Raw genomic sequence first — 14,917 nt, forward strand, 5'->3', positions numbered from 1 at the left:
TCTCCTGCCTCCGGTCGTCCGGCCTGCGCCGTAGGCTCAGGGCACCATGCAGCAGAAGCTCTATCGAGACGATGCGATCGTCCTGCGCACCCATCCGCTGGGCGAGGCCGACCGCATCATCACGCTGCTCACGCGACGCCACGGCAAGGTGCGCGCGGTGGCCAAGGGAGTGCGGCGCACGGGAAGCCGGTTCGGCGCCCGCTTGGAGCCGTTCACCCTCGTGGACGTGCAGCTGCACGCCGGGCGGAATCTCCACACGGTCACCCAGGTGGTCACGATCGAGGCCTTCGCCGTCGGCATCACCGCGGATTACGGGCGCTTCACCTCTGCCAGCGCGATGCTGGAGACCACCGATCGCCTGACCGACGAGATGGTCGACCCTCACCAGCGCGGCTTCCTGATGCTGGTCGGTGCGCTGCGCGCGATGGCCGAGGGCCGGTATGCGCCCCCGCTGGTCCTGGACTCCTTCCTGATCCGCACCCTCGCCATCTCCGGCTGGGCCCCGGAACTGCGCGTCTGCGCGACCTGCGGCGCGCCCGGGCCCCACCACGCCCTGGACATCCGTGCCGGCGGGCTGGTGTGCACCGCATGCCGACGCCCCGGAGCCGTCGCGCTGCGGCAGGCCACGATCGAGCACATGATCTTCCTCCTCGCCGGGGACTGGGAGAATGTGGTCGACGCCGACGAGACCGTCATGCAGGAAGCGGGCCGTCTCATCTCCGACACCATCACCTGGCATCTCGAGCGCTCCGTGCGCTCGATGAGCTACGTCGAACGCTGACCCCGCCCGCCGTCACCCACGAGCCGCCCTCATCCACACGACCTGGAGGATCCATGTCCGGTGCATCCGCGATCGCCTATCGGGAGCCGTTCGAGCACCCCAGCGGTGCTCGGCCTCCGCAGCTGCCGGCCCCTACCGTCCCCGGCCATGTCGCTGTGGTGATGGATGGCAACGGTCGCTGGGCGAACCGGCAGGGTCTGCCGCGCACGGCCGGCCATGAGGCCGGGGAGGCAGCGCTGCTGGACGTGGTCGCCGGAGCGCTCCAGATCGGGGTCACCCATCTGTCGGCGTACGCCTTCTCCACCGAGAACTGGAAACGGTCGCCGGAGGAGGTCCGCTTCCTCATGGGGTTCTCCCGGTCGGTGCTGCGCCGCCAGCGCGACACCCTGAACTCGTGGGGCGTGCGGATCGTGTGGATCGGTCGCGAGCAGCGGCTGTGGGGGAGCGTCATCAGGGAGCTCAAGGAGGCCGAGGAGCTCACACGCTCCAACACCTGCATGACGCTCTACATGTGCGTGAACTACGGCGGCCGGGCCGAGATCGTCGATGCGGTGCGGGAGCTCGCCGTGGAGGTCCGCTCGGGCAGGCTCAGCGGGAGGGCGATCACCGAGAAGTCGATCGCGCGGCATCTGACGGACCCGGACATGCCTGACGTGGACCTGTTCCTGCGCACGAGCGGCGAGCAGCGCACCTCGAACTTCCTGCTGTGGCAGTCCGCCTATGCCGAGCTCGTGTTCGTCCCTGAGCTGTGGCCGGACGTGGATCGCGTGGTCCTGTGGCGTGCGATCACCGAGTATGCCCGTCGTCACCGGCGCTACGGGGGAGCGGTCGACGCTCCCGATCAGCCCTCCGAGGCCTGATCCGCGGGACGAGAGTGATCGGCGGGAAGCTGCCCGGACGGGGCAGGCTCGGAGGCGGTCGGTTCGTCGCCGACACCCTGCGGGGTGAGTGTGCCCCCTCCCGTGCGGCGACGGTGCCGCAGCAGCACGGCGACCAGGACCACCAGGAGTCCGAGCACGGCGACAGCGGCCCACGGGGAGCGCAGGAACAGCTCGAACCAGGCGGCGAAGGCGACGAGGCCGATCGTGGCGTAGATGACCGCCCAGGCGAGGCCTCCGACGGCGAGTGCCGGCAGGTAGCGGCGCAGCGGCATGCCGGTGAGTCCGGCGGCCGCGTTGGCGGCGGTCTGGAACCCGATGGTCAGGAAGCTCAGGGCCACGACGGGCGCGCCCCAGCGGTTGACGATCTTCGTGGCCCGTGCGACCCGCGGTGAGGCGAGGAACGCGGCGATCCTGCCGCGGTTGGCGGCTTTGCGAGCGGCGCGGCCCAGCGCGTACGTCGAGCCGGCACGCAACCAGATCACGAGGTAGAGCAGCGCGATCCCCTGCAGCAGCGGGAGCGACTGCACCCAGTCCATCACCGCGCGTCACCGCCGTCGTCGGCGGCGAGCTGCGCATGCTCGGCGCACAGGCCGAAGACTTCGAGCGTGTGGTCCAGATCGGTGAAGCCGTGCTCCTCCGCGATCGCGGTCATGGCGTTCTCGAGCTTGGGGGCGAGGAACTCGACGGTGCGGCCGCACTCCCGGCACACGAGGTGATGGTGATGCCCGGTGTCCTCGCACTGGCGGTACAGGGCCTCCCCGTCGGCGGCGATGAGGACGTCCAGCCGACCGGAGGAGCTGAGCGCCTGCAGGTTGCGGTACACGGTCGCCAGGCCCACGGTCTCGCCGTCGGACCTCATCTGCTCGTGGATCTGCTGGGCGCTGCGGAATTCCGCCTGCTGGGCCAGCGTCTCGAGGATCGCAGCTCTCTGGCGGGTGTTCCGTTGCATGCCTCGATTATCCACCATCGCGAGCGGGACCTCTATCCTCCGTGAGGGGATCGACGGTGCTGGATCAGCGGACCCGGAGGGTCGTCTCCCCGGCGGGCGCCCGCGTGCTCTCGGCGACCTGGTCCGTGCGGACGGCACGCCTCTGCAGCAGCGGTCGGGAGAGCAGAGCGAGCACGTAGACCGCGATCGTGGCCAGCACGATCACGCCTCCGGGCGGCAGGTCGACGTAGACGGTGACCAGGAGTCCGCCGAGGGAGCACACGACGGCGATCACCATGGCGGTGCGCATGGTGCGGGTGAAGCCGACGACGAGCTGCTGGGCGGCGGCGACCGGCACGATCATGAGCGCCGAGACCATGAGTGCGCCGACGATCCGCATCGAGAGGGTCACGGTCAGCGCGGCCATCACGGCGATCAGCACGTTGACGGTGCGCACCGGCAGGCCGGAGGCCCGGGCGAACTCCTCGTCGCCGGTGACGGCGGCGAGCAGCCCGCTGAGGCCGATGCCGATGCCCAGGACGACGACGGCGAGCACCAGGGCGATGACCAGATCCGGCGCCGTCACCGTGGACAGCGAGCCGAAGAGGTATCCCATGAGGTTCTGGGAGGTGCCGCCGGCGAGCTGGATGATCACGACGCCGCCGGCGATGCCCCCGTAGAACATGATCGCCAGCGCCACGTCGCGGCTGGTGTGGCTGACCTCGCGCACGTACTCGATGGCCAGGGCGGCGAGGACGGAGGCCGCCAGCGCCCCGGGGATCGCGAGCAGGTCGGCGGGGGTCGCCGTGACCCAGGCGCCCACCAGCCAGCCCACGGCGACGCCGGTGAGCGCGACATGGCCGAGCCCGTCGCCCAGCAGCGAGAGCCGCTTCTGGACCAGATAGGTGCCGACCACGGGAGCGGTCAGCCCGATGAGCACCGCGATGATGAGCGGGTAGCGCAGCAGGTCGGAGGTGAGGATGTCGAGGGGGGAGATCATGCCGGGTGGATCTCCTGTCCGAGGCATTCGTCGAGCGGGGCGGCGTCTTCGGGATGGCCGTGCCCCGGGTCGAGGTGGGGGCGGTCCTTGGCGGGGCCGTCGTGCACCACGTGACCGTGGTCCAGGACGACGGCCCGGTGGATGTCTCCCTCCAGGGAGCCGGTCTCGTGCAGGACGACCAGGATCGTGGTGCCGCGGGCGGAGAGCTCGCGGAAGAGGACGGAGATGAGCTGCTGGGTGGGCAGGTCCACCCCGGAGAACGGCTCGTCCAGGACGAGGAACTCGGGATCACGCACGAGGGCACGGGCGATCATCACCCGCCGACGCTGGCCGCCGGACATCCGGGTGATGGGGCGCCCGGCGAGATCCTCGAGGCCGACGGCGCGCAGGGCGTCGGAGACGCGCGAGTCGCGCGTGCGCGGCCACCATGACCGCGATCCCAGCAGTCCGGCCGCGACGGTCTCCCGCGCGGTGGCGGGGATGGACCCCGCCTCGGCGGAGTCCTGGGGCACGTAGCCCATGCGGTCGTGAGCGCGGGCCTGCTGCACGGGGGAGCCGAAGAGGCGGGCCGTCCCGGTCTCCACCGGCAGGACGCCGACGATGGCGCGCAGCAGCGTGGACTTGCCCGACCCGTTGGCTCCCAGCAGGGCGACCAGCTCACCGGACTCGATCGTGAGGTCCACGTCGTGCAGCACGCGCATGCTGCCGCGGCTGACGGAGATCCCGGAGACCTCGACGACCGTGGTCCGCTGTCCGCTCATGCCCAGCTCTCCAGGAGCTTGCGGCTGTTCTCTCGCATCACGGCAGGATAGTCGGAGTCCGCGGACAGCTGGGTCTCGAGGTTGTCGAGCTCCTCACTGGTCACGCCGGCGTTCTGGGCGAGGGTCTTGGCGACCTTCGGCGAGGCGGTGGTCTCGAAGAAGATTGTGCTGACGCCCTCCTCCTCGATGACCTTCTCGAGCTCGAGGAGCCGCTGCGGGGACGGCTCGGTCTCCGGATCGACACCGGCGATGCCGACCTGGTGGAGGTCGTACCGATCGGCGAGGTAGGCATACGCCGCGTGGCTCGTGATGAAGGTGCGTTCCCCGTCGACCGACCCGAACTGCTCGGCGAGCTCGGCATCCAGGGCCTCCAGGTCGCCGCGCACCTCGGCGGCGGCAGTGGTGAAGGCCTCGGCGCTCTCGGGCTCGAGCGCTCCGAGACGATCGGCGATCGCGTCGCCGATGTCGGCCATCCGCAGCGGGTCGTGCCAGAGGTGAGGGTCGGTCGGGCCATGGTCGTGGTCATCGTCCGTCTCGTCGGCGCCGTCCTCCTCATGGGTGTGGCCGTCGGTGGGGAGCAGCTCGATCACCGAGGTGACGTCCAGTGCGTTGTCGCCGTCGCCGGAGGAGATCGCGTCGTCGAGGGAGGCCTGGTAGCCGGGGATCTGCAGCACCAGGGCCGCCTCCTGGACCGCGAGCACCTGACGCACGGAGAGCTCGAGGCCGTGCGCGTCGGCCCCCGGCGTCGCGAAGTCGGTCACGTCCACCCGGTTGCCGCCGATGCGGGTGACCAGGTAGGTGAGCGGATAGTTCGAGGTGGCCACCGTGAGCCCGCCGCTGCCGCTCTCGGCCCCGTTCCCGTCGTCACCGCAGGCAGCGAGCACGACAGCGCCCGCGCCGAGACCGGCGAGGGTGAACAGGGAACGGCGGGAGGTGTGCGGCAGCAACGACATGACAATGATTCTCACCAGCGCGCGGGGTGCGCGCAAGTCGAACTGCTCACTCGACCCCACTTCCGTGCGCACGGTCACAGCAGTGCCGTCGCTATGCTGGGGTGGATCCGATCCATCCCGTCACCAGGAGTCTCCCCGTGGCCAAGGCCCCCGCCAGCACGCTGGACAACGTCATCGCTCTCACGAAGAAGCGCGGCTTCGTGTTCCCGGCGGGAGAGATCTATGGCGGTACCCGCTCCGCATGGGACTACGGACCGCTCGGAGTCGAGCTCAAGGAGAACATCAAGCGCCAGTGGTGGCGGACCTTCGTGCAGTCCCGTGCCGACATGGTGGGCCTGGACTCCTCGATCATCCTGCCCAAGCGCGTCTGGGAGGCCTCCGGTCACGTCGCCACCTTCACGGACCCGCTGGTGGAGTGCAAGAGCTGCCACAACCGCTTCCGCGAGGACCACCTGATCGAGGGCTTCGAGCAGAAGAAGGGCCGCGCCCCCGAGGGCGGCCTGGCCGAGGTGCCCTGCCCCAACTGCGGCACCCGCGGCGAGTACACCGACCCCCAGCAGTTCTCCGGCCTGATCAAGACGTATCTCGGCCCGGTGGACAGCGAGGCCGGCCTGACCTACCTGCGCCCCGAGACCGCACAGGGCATCTTCGTGAACTTCCTCAACGTCGTCACCGCGACCCGCCAGAAGCCGCCCTTCGGCATCGGCCAGGTCGGCAAGGCGTTCCGCAACGAGATCACCCCCGGCAACTTCATCTTCCGCACCCGCGAGTTCGAGCAGATGGAGATCGAGTTCTTCACGCCGCCCTCCGAGGCGGACGCCTTCTTCGCCTCGTGGGTCGAGGAGTGCTGGAACTGGTTCATCGACCTCGGCATGAACCCGGACAACCTGCGTCGCTTCGACGTGCCCGAGGACGAGCGCGCGCACTACAGCGCCGGCACCATCGACTTCGAGTACCGCTTCGGCTTCCAGGGCAGCGAGTGGGGCGAGCTGATGGGCATCGCCAACCGCACCGACTACGACCTGGCCAGCCATACCGAGGGTTCCGGCACGAAGATGCAGTACTTCGACCAGGCCGCCAACGAGCGCTACACGCCCTATGTGATCGAGCCGAGCTTCGGCCTGACCCGCTCGATGATGGCGTTCCTGGTGGATGCGTACACCGAGGACGAAGCCCCCAACGCCAAGGGCGGCGTCGACAAGCGCACCGTGCTCAAGCTCGACCCGCGCCTCGCGCCGATCAAGGCCGCGGTGCTGCCGCTGTCCAAGAGCGAGGAGCTGATCCCGCAGGCCACCCGCCTCGCGGACCAGCTGCGCAAGCACTGGAACGTCGAGCTGGACGTCACGCAGGCCATCGGTCGCCGCTACCGCCGACAGGACGAGATCGGCACGCCGTTCTGCATCACGGTGGACTTCGACACGGTCGACGACCTGGCCGTCACGATCCGCGAGCGCGACACCATGGCGCAGGAGCGCGTGGCCCTCGACCAGGTGGAGTCCTACCTCGCCGCTCGCCTCATCGGCGTCTGAGCAGGTCCCGGGCTGCGTCGGGGACGGGAGTCGCTCTCACGCTCCACGACGGGCTGTCCTTCACGGGGCAGTCCGTCCTCGAGGTGACTGCCGGTCCGGTGTTCTGCGATGGACCGGGAGCCCTCACCCGGATCCGGGAGTCGCTCGCCTGGTATCCCGATGCCGTGTGGCGATACGCGGTGGCCGCTGACTGGTCCCGGCTCAGGCAGGAGTTCCGCGACGTGGGCCGCGCGGGGCTGCGTGGCGACGAGGACGGCTCGGCCGTGATCGCCGCGCGTCATGTGCGCACTCTGCTCCACCTCGCCCATCTGCTGCATCGCTGCTGGCCCCGTACGGGAAGCGGCTCGCGCACTCCGCGGCCCGTCTGCCGGGCGGCACGGCGCTGCGCGTCACCGTGCTGGAGGTGCTGCGGGCGCCGGAGTGGCGGTCGCGCCAGAGCGCGCTGGCCGACGCCGTCGAACAGCTCGCTGTGGTCCAGGGCGAGCAGGGTCTGCCCACTCCGAGCCCCGCGACCGAACCGTTCTTCGACCGCCCCCACATCGGTCTGCGGGAGATGGCCGAGCTGGTCACCGCACAGATCCGGGGCCCTGCAGTCCGGGCGCTGCCGGTCGGTGCCGGCACCGCCGAGCAGATCAGCGACAACGTGAGCGTGCTCGTCGACGCCGACGCGCGGCGCCGTCTTGTGGGCGGCTGAGGCGCTCGAGCACGACCGGTGCCGCCGTCGGAGCCTCCCGGCGGAGGGGGCCGACGGCTCGGGCCCGCGCCCCGCTCTGCTCAGCGCTGATCAGCGCAGGACGGATCCTCTCCCGTCCCTCCCTCGGGGCGCGGATGCTGGAGCCATGACACGCACAGCGACACTTCCGCACCTCGAGGATTCCGCGGCCGCACCCGCAGCGGCCGGCCTCGGAGCCCTCACCGCCACCCGACTGCTCCACCACCGGGTGCTGATCCTGGACCGAGAGCTGGACCAGGACAACGGCGCCCAGCTCAGCGCGCAGCTCCTCCTGCTGGCCGCCGAGGACCCGCGCCAGGACATCACCCTGCTCATCAACTCTCCGGGCGGCCTGGTCCCCGCCATGCTCGCGATCGGCGATCTCATGGACCTGGTCCCGTGCGATGTGCGCACCGTCGCCCTCGGCATGGCGTACAGCGCCGGACAGTTCCTGCTCACGCACGGCACCCCGGGCAAACGCATGATCCTTCCCCACGGGCGGGTCCTCATGCACCAGGGGTCCGCCGGCTTCGGAGGCAGCGCCGCGGACATCGAACTGCAGGCCGAGGATCTGCGCCGCAGCCGAGATCTCCTCATCGCTCTGACCGCGGAGCGCACCGGGCAGAGCGCGGAGACCATCGCTCAGGACTCGGACAGGGATCGGCTCTGGGATGCCGAGGGTGCTGTCGAGTACGGCTTCTGCGACCGCATCGTCACCTCCCTCGACGAGGTCCTCCCTCTCGGCATCGGGGCACGGACAGGCACCTCTCTGGGAGTGACCGGCGTGGTCGCCTCCCCCCACTCCGCACCGTCAGGAGATGCACGATGAGCACCTACACCATCCCCAGCGTCATCGAGCGCACCCGGACCGGGGTGGAACGCAGCGCAGACGTGTATTCGCGGCTGCTGTCGGATCGCATCATCTACCTCGGCACGCCGATCGACGACGGAGTCGCCAACTCGGTGATCGCGCAGATCCTGCACCTGGAGAACGAGTTCTCCGACGCCCCGATCCATCTCTACCTGAACTCCAGCGGGGGCGATGCCCAGGCCGTGCTGGCCATCTACGACACCCTGGCGTACGTGCGCAGCCGAGTCGCCGTGACCTGTGTGGGCCAGGTGGTCGCGGCGCCCGTTGTGCTGCTCGCAGCAGGCACGCCCGGGCTGCGCTCAGTGCTTCCCCACACTCGCGTGGTGCTCCATCCGCTGGAGGCGCAGGGTCGCGGCGCCGTGCCCGATCTGATCCTGGCCACGGAAGAGGTGGAACGGATCCGGCGTGCCCTCGAGCTGCTGATCGCCGAGCACTCCGGGACCTCTCTGGAACAGGTGCGCCGGGACCTCGAGCGGGAGCAGGTGCTGGACGCCGAGGCAGCCGTCGCCTACGGGCTCGCCGACGAGGTGCTGCTCAGGCGGCCGCCAGCAGCGTGAGACCGGGCCGGGCGGCGAGGGCGACCTCGCCGCCTCCCTGCCCGGCGGCACGCGGCCTCGCCACGGGGGAGGACACGGAACGGTACGGGCGGGACGGCCGCGGCGAGGAGGCCAGCTCCAGGGAGAGCGGATAGTCGCCGAGGGTGTCCGGGAGCAGCGCGGGTTCGGCGGCTCGGAGCAGCAGCTGGGAGACGCTCACACCGAGGGCCCCGGTGATCGCGGCCAGCAGCTCGGAGGACGGATCCTTGCGGCCCCGTTCGACATCGGAGAGGTGCTGCATGCTGATGCCCGCCGCTTCCGCGACCTGGGCGAGCGTGCGGGCCTGGCGCCGCCGCTCGTCACGGAGCACGGCGCCGACGAGCTCGCGCAGCAACGGATCCAGATGCCCACTCATGACCCGAGGCTACGCCGGCTCCTCCCGCTCGTCGGGTGCCTCCGCTGTGAGCAGAACACGTCAGAGCTGACGTCGCAGCGCAGGAGTCCCCAGGCCTGCGCGCGACGTGGGGCGCGGTCACCCCGGTCCGGAGCAGTCGGGAGGGCGGGAGCAGGCCGGCCGGTGCAGTGGCTGCTGGATGTCGTGAACCTTCCTCCCCAGCGTCATCCGATGCACATCACCCTCGTCACCCCTCCCGAGCGACGGGGCGAGGTGGGACAATCACGGTGATGACCACCCTCGATGCTCCCACTACCCCGCCCCTCCAGGCTGCCGGGGGCACTCGGCGATCCCTGAGGATCGGCCCGCACACGATCGACACGCCTGTGGTGCTCGCCCCGATGGCCGGGATCACCAATATGGCGTTCCGCCTGCTGTGCCGTGAGTTCGGCGCGCTCCACAGCGAGGACGACGGCGGTCTGTACGTCTCCGAGATGGTCACCACGCGTGCCCTCGTGGAGGACCACGGGGAGTCCTGGCGCCTGGTGACGATGGGGGAGCGGGAGACGCCGCGCTCCGTCCAGCTGTACGGGGTGGACCCCTCGACGGTGCGCCGAGCCGTCGAGATGATCCGCGAGCGCGATCTCGCCGACCACATCGACCTCAACTTCGGCTGCCCGGTCCCCAAGGTGACGCGACGTGGGGGCGGCGGTGTGCTGCCCTGGAAGACGGAGCTGTTCACGAGGATCGTGCGCGCCGCGGTCGAGGCCGCGGGACCCGAGGTGCCCGTCACCGTCAAGACGCGCATCGGCATCGACGACGACCACCAGACCTTCCAGGACGCCGGCCTGATCGCCCAGGAGGTCGGCGCCGCCGCGATCGCCCTGCACGGCCGCACCGTCGTGCAGCACTACTCGGGCACCGCCCGCTGGCAGGCGATCACCGAGCTCAAGGAGCGGGTCACCGACATCCCCGTGCTCGGCAACGGCGACATCTGGTCCGCGGAGGATGCGCTGTCGATGATGGATCAGACGGGCTGTGACGGCGTCGTGGTGGGGCGCGGATGCCAGGGGCGGCCGTGGCTCTTCGCGGACCTCGCCGCCGGGTTCGCCGGCAGGCCCGATCGGGTGCAGCCCTCCATGGGCGACATCGCCAGGATCATGCGCCGTCACGCGGAGCTCCTGGTGGAGTACTTCGAGGACGAGGGCCGTGCCGTGCGCGATCTGCGCAAGCACGTGGCCTGGTACTTCAAGGGGTACCCGGTCGGCGGCGAGATGCGCCACCGCCTCGCGACCATGGAATCCCTCGCCGATCTCGACGCGAAGCTCGCCGAGCTGGATCTGGACAGCCCCTACCCGGGCGACGCCGTCGAGGGTCCCCGGGGGCGGGCCGGCACCCCGAAGCGGGCCGTGGTGCCCGAGGGCTGGATGACGTCCCGTGAGCTGTCCGCCGATCACGCCGCACGCCTCCACGAGGCCGAGCTCGACACCTCAGGGGGCTGAGCAGTGACCACGTCGCACCATCCGAACGCCGACCGGGGCCAGAGCCGTCCGCAGGATCCGGTCGCGGAGCCCGCTGTCGGCTACACGCACGCCGACGTCGAGCGCTGGGCCGACGAACCCCCGAAGTCTCAGGCCCGCACTCCGTTCCAGCGGGACCGGGCCCGGGTGCTGCACTCGTCGGCCCTGCGCCGGCTGGGCGCGAAGACCCAGGTCCTGGGCGCCGGCGCCAACGACTTCGTGCGCACCCGCCTCACGCATTCGCTCGAGGTGGCCCAGGTGGGTCGCGATATCGGCCTGGAGCTGGGATGCGACCCCGACATCGTCGACGCCGCCTGCCTCTCCCACGATCTGGGTCATCCGCCCTTCGGGCACAACGGCGAGAAGGTGCTCGACGCGATCGCCGCCGACTTCGGCGGGTTCGAGGGCAACGCCCAGACCCTGCGTCTGCTCACCCGTCTCGAGCCCAAGATCCTCGGCGAGGACCGCCCCTATGGGCTGAACCTCACCCGCGCGAGCGTGGACGCAGCGATCAAGTACCCCTGGGCCCGGGGCGAAGGTCCGGACCCCAGCTCCCCGAAGTTCGGCGCGTACGCCGATGACCTCGACGTCTACCAGTGGGCGCGCCAGGGCTCGATCCCCGGCCGGAAATGCTTCGAAGCGCAGGTCATGGACCTCGCCGACGACATCGCCTACTCCGTCCACGACATCGAGGACGCGATCACCGGGCTCACCCTGGACCTCGGGAGGCTGCAGGACCCGATGGAGAGGTCGGCCGCCCTGTACGTGGTGCAGGACTGGTACATGCCCGATGAGTCGATCGATGAGCTCGATGCCGCTCTGCAGCGTCTCGAGGCCGAGCCGTACTGGATGCTCACCTTCACCGGCACGGTGCGTTCCGCCGCCGGGCTGAAGGACATGGCCAGCCAGCTCATCGGCCGCTTCACCCGGTCCGCGATCTCCGCCACCCGCGCCGCCCACGGCACCGGGCCGATCTCCCGGTACGGCGGCGACGTCCTGGTGCCGGAGCAGACTCATCTGGAGATCGCGGTGCTCAAGGGTCTGGCCGCCGCCTATGTGATGTCCTCCGCCTCGCAGCAGCCCGTGTACGAAGCGCAGGAGGAGATCATCCGCGACCTCTACTCGCGTCTGTGGAACTCCGGCACGCAATATCTCAGCCCCCTGTTCGCCGAACTGTGGGAGGCTTCGGGCGACGACGACACGCGACGCCGTGTGGTCATCGATCAGATCGCCTCCTACACGGATGTCACGGCGCGACGGCTCCACGAGGTGCTGTTCGACCGCGCGATCACCCACATCACGGCAGCCGACACCCCGCTGCCAGGACTCGGATCGGAGCTGTGAGGAGTTGGCCCAGGGACTGATCCGGCGTTCCGACGTGGAGCTGGTGCGAGAGCGCTCCCGTCTCGACGAGGTCGTGGGCGAGCACGTCACGCTGCGCACGGGCGGGATCGGCTCGATGAAGGGCCTGTGCCCCTTCCACGACGAGAAGACCCCCTCCTTCAACATCCGCCCGCAGCTGGGCCACTGGCACTGCTTCGGCTGCGGCGAGGGGGGTGACGTGATCTCGTTCGTGCAGAAGATCAACCACCTCAGCTTCGTCGAGGCCGTCGAGATGCTCGCCGGGCGCTACGGCGTGCAGCTGCACTACGAGGAATCCACCGGAGGCGGCGGCGACCGCCCGGATTTCGGCACCCGACGTCGGCTGCTGGATGCGCACGCCATCGCCGAGGAGTACTACCGCGAGCAGCTCGACACCCCGGCGGCGGAAGTGGGACGCCGTTTCCTCGCCGAGCGGGGCTTCGACCGTGCCGCGGCCGAGCGCTTCGGCGTCGGATTCGCTCCCGAGGGCTGGGACTCGATCACGTCCGTGCTGCGCAAGCGCGGCTTCACCGAGGACGAGCTGACCGCTTCGGGCATCGTCTCCCAGGGGCAGCGCGGCGTCTACGACCGTTTCCGCGGGCGGCTCATCTGGCCGATCCGCGACATCACGGGGAACACGATCGGCTTCGGTGCCCGCCGTCTGCTGGAGTCGGATCAGGGCCCGAAGTACCTCAACACCCCCGAGACCGCGATCTACCACAAGTCCCAGGTGCTCTACGGCCTGGACCTCGCGCGCAAGGACATCTCGTCCCAGCGGCGCGTGGTGGTGGTCGAGGGGTACACCGACGTGATGGCGGCTCACCTCGCAGGGGTGCCCACCGCCGTCGCATCGTGCGGCACGGCCTTCGGTGCGGAGCACGTGAAGGTCGTGCGCCGGGTGATGGGCGATTCGAACCGGAGCGCTGGTCTGCGCCTGAACACTGACGGGCGCGGACTGTCCGGAGAGGTCATCTTCACCTTCGACGGAGACGCCGCCGGCCAGAAGGCCGCCCTGCGTGCCTTCGAGGAGGATCAGAAGTTCGTCGCCCAGACCTACGTCGCCGTCGAGCCGAACGGGATGGATCCGTGCGACCTCCGCATCAGCCAGGGTGACCAGGCGGTCATGGACCTCATCGACTCCCGCAAGCCGATGTTCGAGTTCGCGATCCGTTCGGCCATATCCCAGGTGGACCTCGACACGGTCGAAGGACAGGTCACCGCATTGCGGATGGCGGCCCCCGTCGTCGCGAGCATCCGCGACCGCGCCATGCGCCCCGAGTACGCCCGTCGGCTGTCCGGCTGGCTCGGAATGGACGAGCGCACCGTGCTGCGCGCCGTGCACGACGCCGCCCGCAGCGAGGGCCGCACCGGCCGCCACGTCGAGGAGCCGCTGAGCACCCAGCGCCCCGGCACACAGACGGAGGGCGCAGACGACTCCCCGGCGATCCCGATGGCCCGCTTGGCGGACGTCGTCAGTCCGCGCGACCCCGTCGGCCAGGTCGAGACCCAGTCGCTGGCTGTCATGCTGCAGGCACCCCAGCTGCTGTCGACCGAGACCGTCGGCGCGCTGCCGGACGATGCCTTCCACGTCCCCGCCCTGCAGGGCGTCTGGGACGTGATGCTCGCGGCCGGCACGCTGCTCGACGCGGTGATCGGCACCCTCCACCCTGCCCGCTACCTCGAGCAGGTGATGGAGATCGCGGGGGAGACCGTGCGTCCCCTCATCGTGGAGATCGCGAACCTCGATCTGCCCGCCCGGGACGAAGCAGGCCTCAAGCGCCTGGCCGAATCCCTGCTGGCACGGCTCAGCGAGCTGTCGATCACCCGTGAGTACTCGGTGCTCAAGCAGCGCCTGCAGCGCACGGACCCCTCCGACGGCGAGCGCTATCAGGAGATCCTCACTCGACTCGCACAGGTCCAGGACAAACGGCGAGCTCTGCGCCAGGCGGACGACTGATCCTGGGCCGACCGGCGACGCCGGCGCGAGCACCCGCCCGGGAGCGTCGGGCCGCGGTGCGTCGTCCGTCCGCACCGGAGGGACGATCGGTGCCGGGACGACGGCGGGCACGGATCGCCCGCACCGCTTCGCTGATGCCGCCGACGGCGAGCGCGAGCCCGATGCCGAGCGCGACCCCCAGCAGGGGCTGCTCATGGAAGGCGAGCCCGCCCAGCATGCCGATGCCCACGCTGTAGAGGGACCACAGAGCCGTGGAGACGGCGGCCACCGCGAGGAACCGGCTTCGCGGGTATCCGATGATCCCGGAGGCGAGGGTCGACGCGGTGCGACCGCCGGGGATGAACCGCGCGGTGATCAGCAGCGTGCCACCGCGTACCCTCATCTCCTCCTCGGCCCAGCCGAGCAGGGAGCCGCCCCAGCGCCGTCTCCGCAACCACTTCGCCACAGGCCCTGCGCGGCGTCCCAGGAGATGGGCGATGACATCGCCGAGCAGAGCGCCGCTCCACGTCGCGAGCAGCACCAGCAGCGCATCGGGCTGTCCGGTGGTGGCGTACGCCGCGGCGGTGATGACGACGGTCTCGGCCGGCAGGAGGGGCAGCACCGCGTCGACCAGCACGAGCGCCAGGATCAGCGGATAGAGCCAGGGTGAGGTGAGCAGTGAATCGGCGAGCTGCAGGACGGCGTCCATCTCGGATCTCCTGGGAACGGGTGGTGAGGTGATGACGACGCTAC

Annotated in this window: 16 protein-coding genes and 1 pseudogene; 10 read left to right on the top strand and 7 right to left on the bottom strand. The window is 70.3% G+C overall.

Translation table 11 applies throughout. The annotated features are described in order from the left end of the window. The first annotated feature begins 46 nt into the window (after positions 1-46). Positions 47-781: a DNA repair protein RecO gene (gene recO, locus CIK71_RS13025; protein WP_096166107.1), complete on the top strand. Its 735-nt coding sequence runs from the start codon at positions 47-49 to the stop codon at positions 779-781. Positions 782-834: 53 nt separating this feature from the next. Then, positions 835-1,641 carry an isoprenyl transferase gene (locus CIK71_RS13030; protein ID WP_096166108.1) on the top strand — a complete coding sequence of 269 codons (807 nt, stop codon included), beginning with the start codon at positions 835-837 and terminating at the stop codon, positions 1,639-1,641. Here CIK71_RS13030 and CIK71_RS13035 read toward each other — a convergent pair. From CIK71_RS13035 to CIK71_RS13055, 5 genes are all read right to left on the bottom strand, one after another. Further along, a complete protein-coding gene (locus CIK71_RS13035; protein WP_377805552.1) occupies positions 1,623-2,198 on the bottom strand; it encodes a DedA family protein in 576 nt (191 codons plus the stop codon). The two genes, CIK71_RS13030 and CIK71_RS13035, sit on opposite strands and share 19 nt — an antisense overlap. Next, positions 2,198-2,611, bottom strand: coding sequence for a Fur family transcriptional regulator (locus tag CIK71_RS13040; protein ID WP_096166110.1), 414 nt, complete (start codon positions 2,609-2,611; stop codon positions 2,198-2,200). The genes CIK71_RS13035 and CIK71_RS13040 overlap by 1 nt, the downstream gene beginning before the upstream one ends. Positions 2,612-2,675: 64 nt before the next feature. Then, a complete protein-coding gene (locus CIK71_RS13045; protein ID WP_176485647.1) occupies positions 2,676-3,590 on the bottom strand; it encodes a metal ABC transporter permease in 915 nt (304 codons plus the stop codon). After that, positions 3,587-4,351: a metal ABC transporter ATP-binding protein gene (locus tag CIK71_RS13050; protein ID WP_096166111.1), complete on the bottom strand. Its 765-nt coding sequence runs from the start codon at positions 4,349-4,351 to the stop codon at positions 3,587-3,589. Before CIK71_RS13050 ends, CIK71_RS13045 begins: the two co-directional genes overlap by 4 nt. Beyond that, positions 4,348-5,304 carry a metal ABC transporter substrate-binding protein gene (locus CIK71_RS13055; protein ID WP_158541864.1) on the bottom strand — a complete coding sequence of 319 codons (957 nt, stop codon included), beginning with the start codon at positions 5,302-5,304 and terminating at the stop codon, positions 4,348-4,350. The genes CIK71_RS13050 and CIK71_RS13055 overlap by 4 nt, the downstream gene beginning before the upstream one ends. A gap of 137 nt (positions 5,305-5,441) precedes the next feature. Between CIK71_RS13055 and CIK71_RS13060 the strand changes: the two genes are divergently transcribed. The 5 genes and pseudogenes from CIK71_RS13060 (at position 5,442) to CIK71_RS13075 (ending at position 8,973) form a co-directional block, all read left to right on the top strand. Beyond that, positions 5,442-6,833 (top strand): glycine--tRNA ligase, encoded by a 1,392-nt coding sequence (locus CIK71_RS13060; RefSeq protein ID WP_096166112.1) that lies wholly within the window; start codon positions 5,442-5,444, stop codon positions 6,831-6,833. A gap of 98 nt (positions 6,834-6,931) precedes the next feature. Further along, a pseudogene (locus CIK71_RS18065) lies at positions 6,932-7,099 on the top strand (DUF4037 domain-containing protein); the annotation flags it as partial. Between the two features lie 137 nt (positions 7,100-7,236). Next, positions 7,237-7,527: a hypothetical protein gene (locus CIK71_RS18070; protein ID WP_241963894.1), complete on the top strand. Its 291-nt coding sequence runs from the start codon at positions 7,237-7,239 to the stop codon at positions 7,525-7,527. Between the two features lie 145 nt (positions 7,528-7,672). Continuing rightward, a complete protein-coding gene (locus CIK71_RS13070; RefSeq protein WP_096166113.1) occupies positions 7,673-8,374 on the top strand; it encodes a ClpP family protease in 702 nt (233 codons plus the stop codon). Continuing rightward, entirely contained in the window at positions 8,371-8,973 is a 603-nt protein-coding gene (locus CIK71_RS13075; RefSeq protein WP_096166114.1) for a ClpP family protease, read from the top strand. Before CIK71_RS13070 ends, CIK71_RS13075 begins: the two co-directional genes overlap by 4 nt. Here the strand turns inward: CIK71_RS13075 and CIK71_RS18075 are convergent. After that, complete coding sequence (locus tag CIK71_RS18075) at positions 8,951-9,367, bottom strand: helix-turn-helix domain-containing protein (RefSeq protein WP_096166115.1); 417 nt, start codon at positions 9,365-9,367, stop codon at positions 8,951-8,953. The two genes, CIK71_RS13075 and CIK71_RS18075, sit on opposite strands and share 23 nt — an antisense overlap. Before the next feature lie 269 nt (positions 9,368-9,636). Here CIK71_RS18075 and dusB point away from each other — a divergent pair, with 269 nt between their 5' ends. The 3 genes from dusB to dnaG are packed head-to-tail and all read left to right on the top strand — an operon-like array spanning position 9,637 to position 14,185. Next, positions 9,637-10,848 carry a tRNA dihydrouridine synthase DusB gene (dusB, locus tag CIK71_RS13085; protein ID WP_096166116.1) on the top strand — a complete coding sequence of 404 codons (1,212 nt, stop codon included), beginning with the start codon at positions 9,637-9,639 and terminating at the stop codon, positions 10,846-10,848. 3 nt (positions 10,849-10,851) lie between these two features. Beyond that, complete coding sequence (locus tag CIK71_RS13090) at positions 10,852-12,210, top strand: deoxyguanosinetriphosphate triphosphohydrolase (protein WP_096166117.1); 1,359 nt, start codon at positions 10,852-10,854, stop codon at positions 12,208-12,210. 4 nt (positions 12,211-12,214) lie between these two features. Further along, complete coding sequence (dnaG, locus tag CIK71_RS13095) at positions 12,215-14,185, top strand: DNA primase (RefSeq protein WP_096166118.1); 1,971 nt, start codon at positions 12,215-12,217, stop codon at positions 14,183-14,185. Here dnaG and CIK71_RS13100 read toward each other — a convergent pair. Next, a complete protein-coding gene (locus CIK71_RS13100) occupies positions 14,127-14,873 on the bottom strand; it encodes a DedA family protein (RefSeq protein WP_096166119.1) in 747 nt (248 codons plus the stop codon). The genes dnaG and CIK71_RS13100 overlap by 59 nt on opposite strands. Positions 14,874-14,917: the final 44 nt, after the last annotated feature.

It is taken from the genome of Brachybacterium alimentarium, assembly GCF_002332425.1.
GTDB lineage: Bacteria > Actinomycetota > Actinomycetes > Actinomycetales > Dermabacteraceae > Brachybacterium > Brachybacterium alimentarium.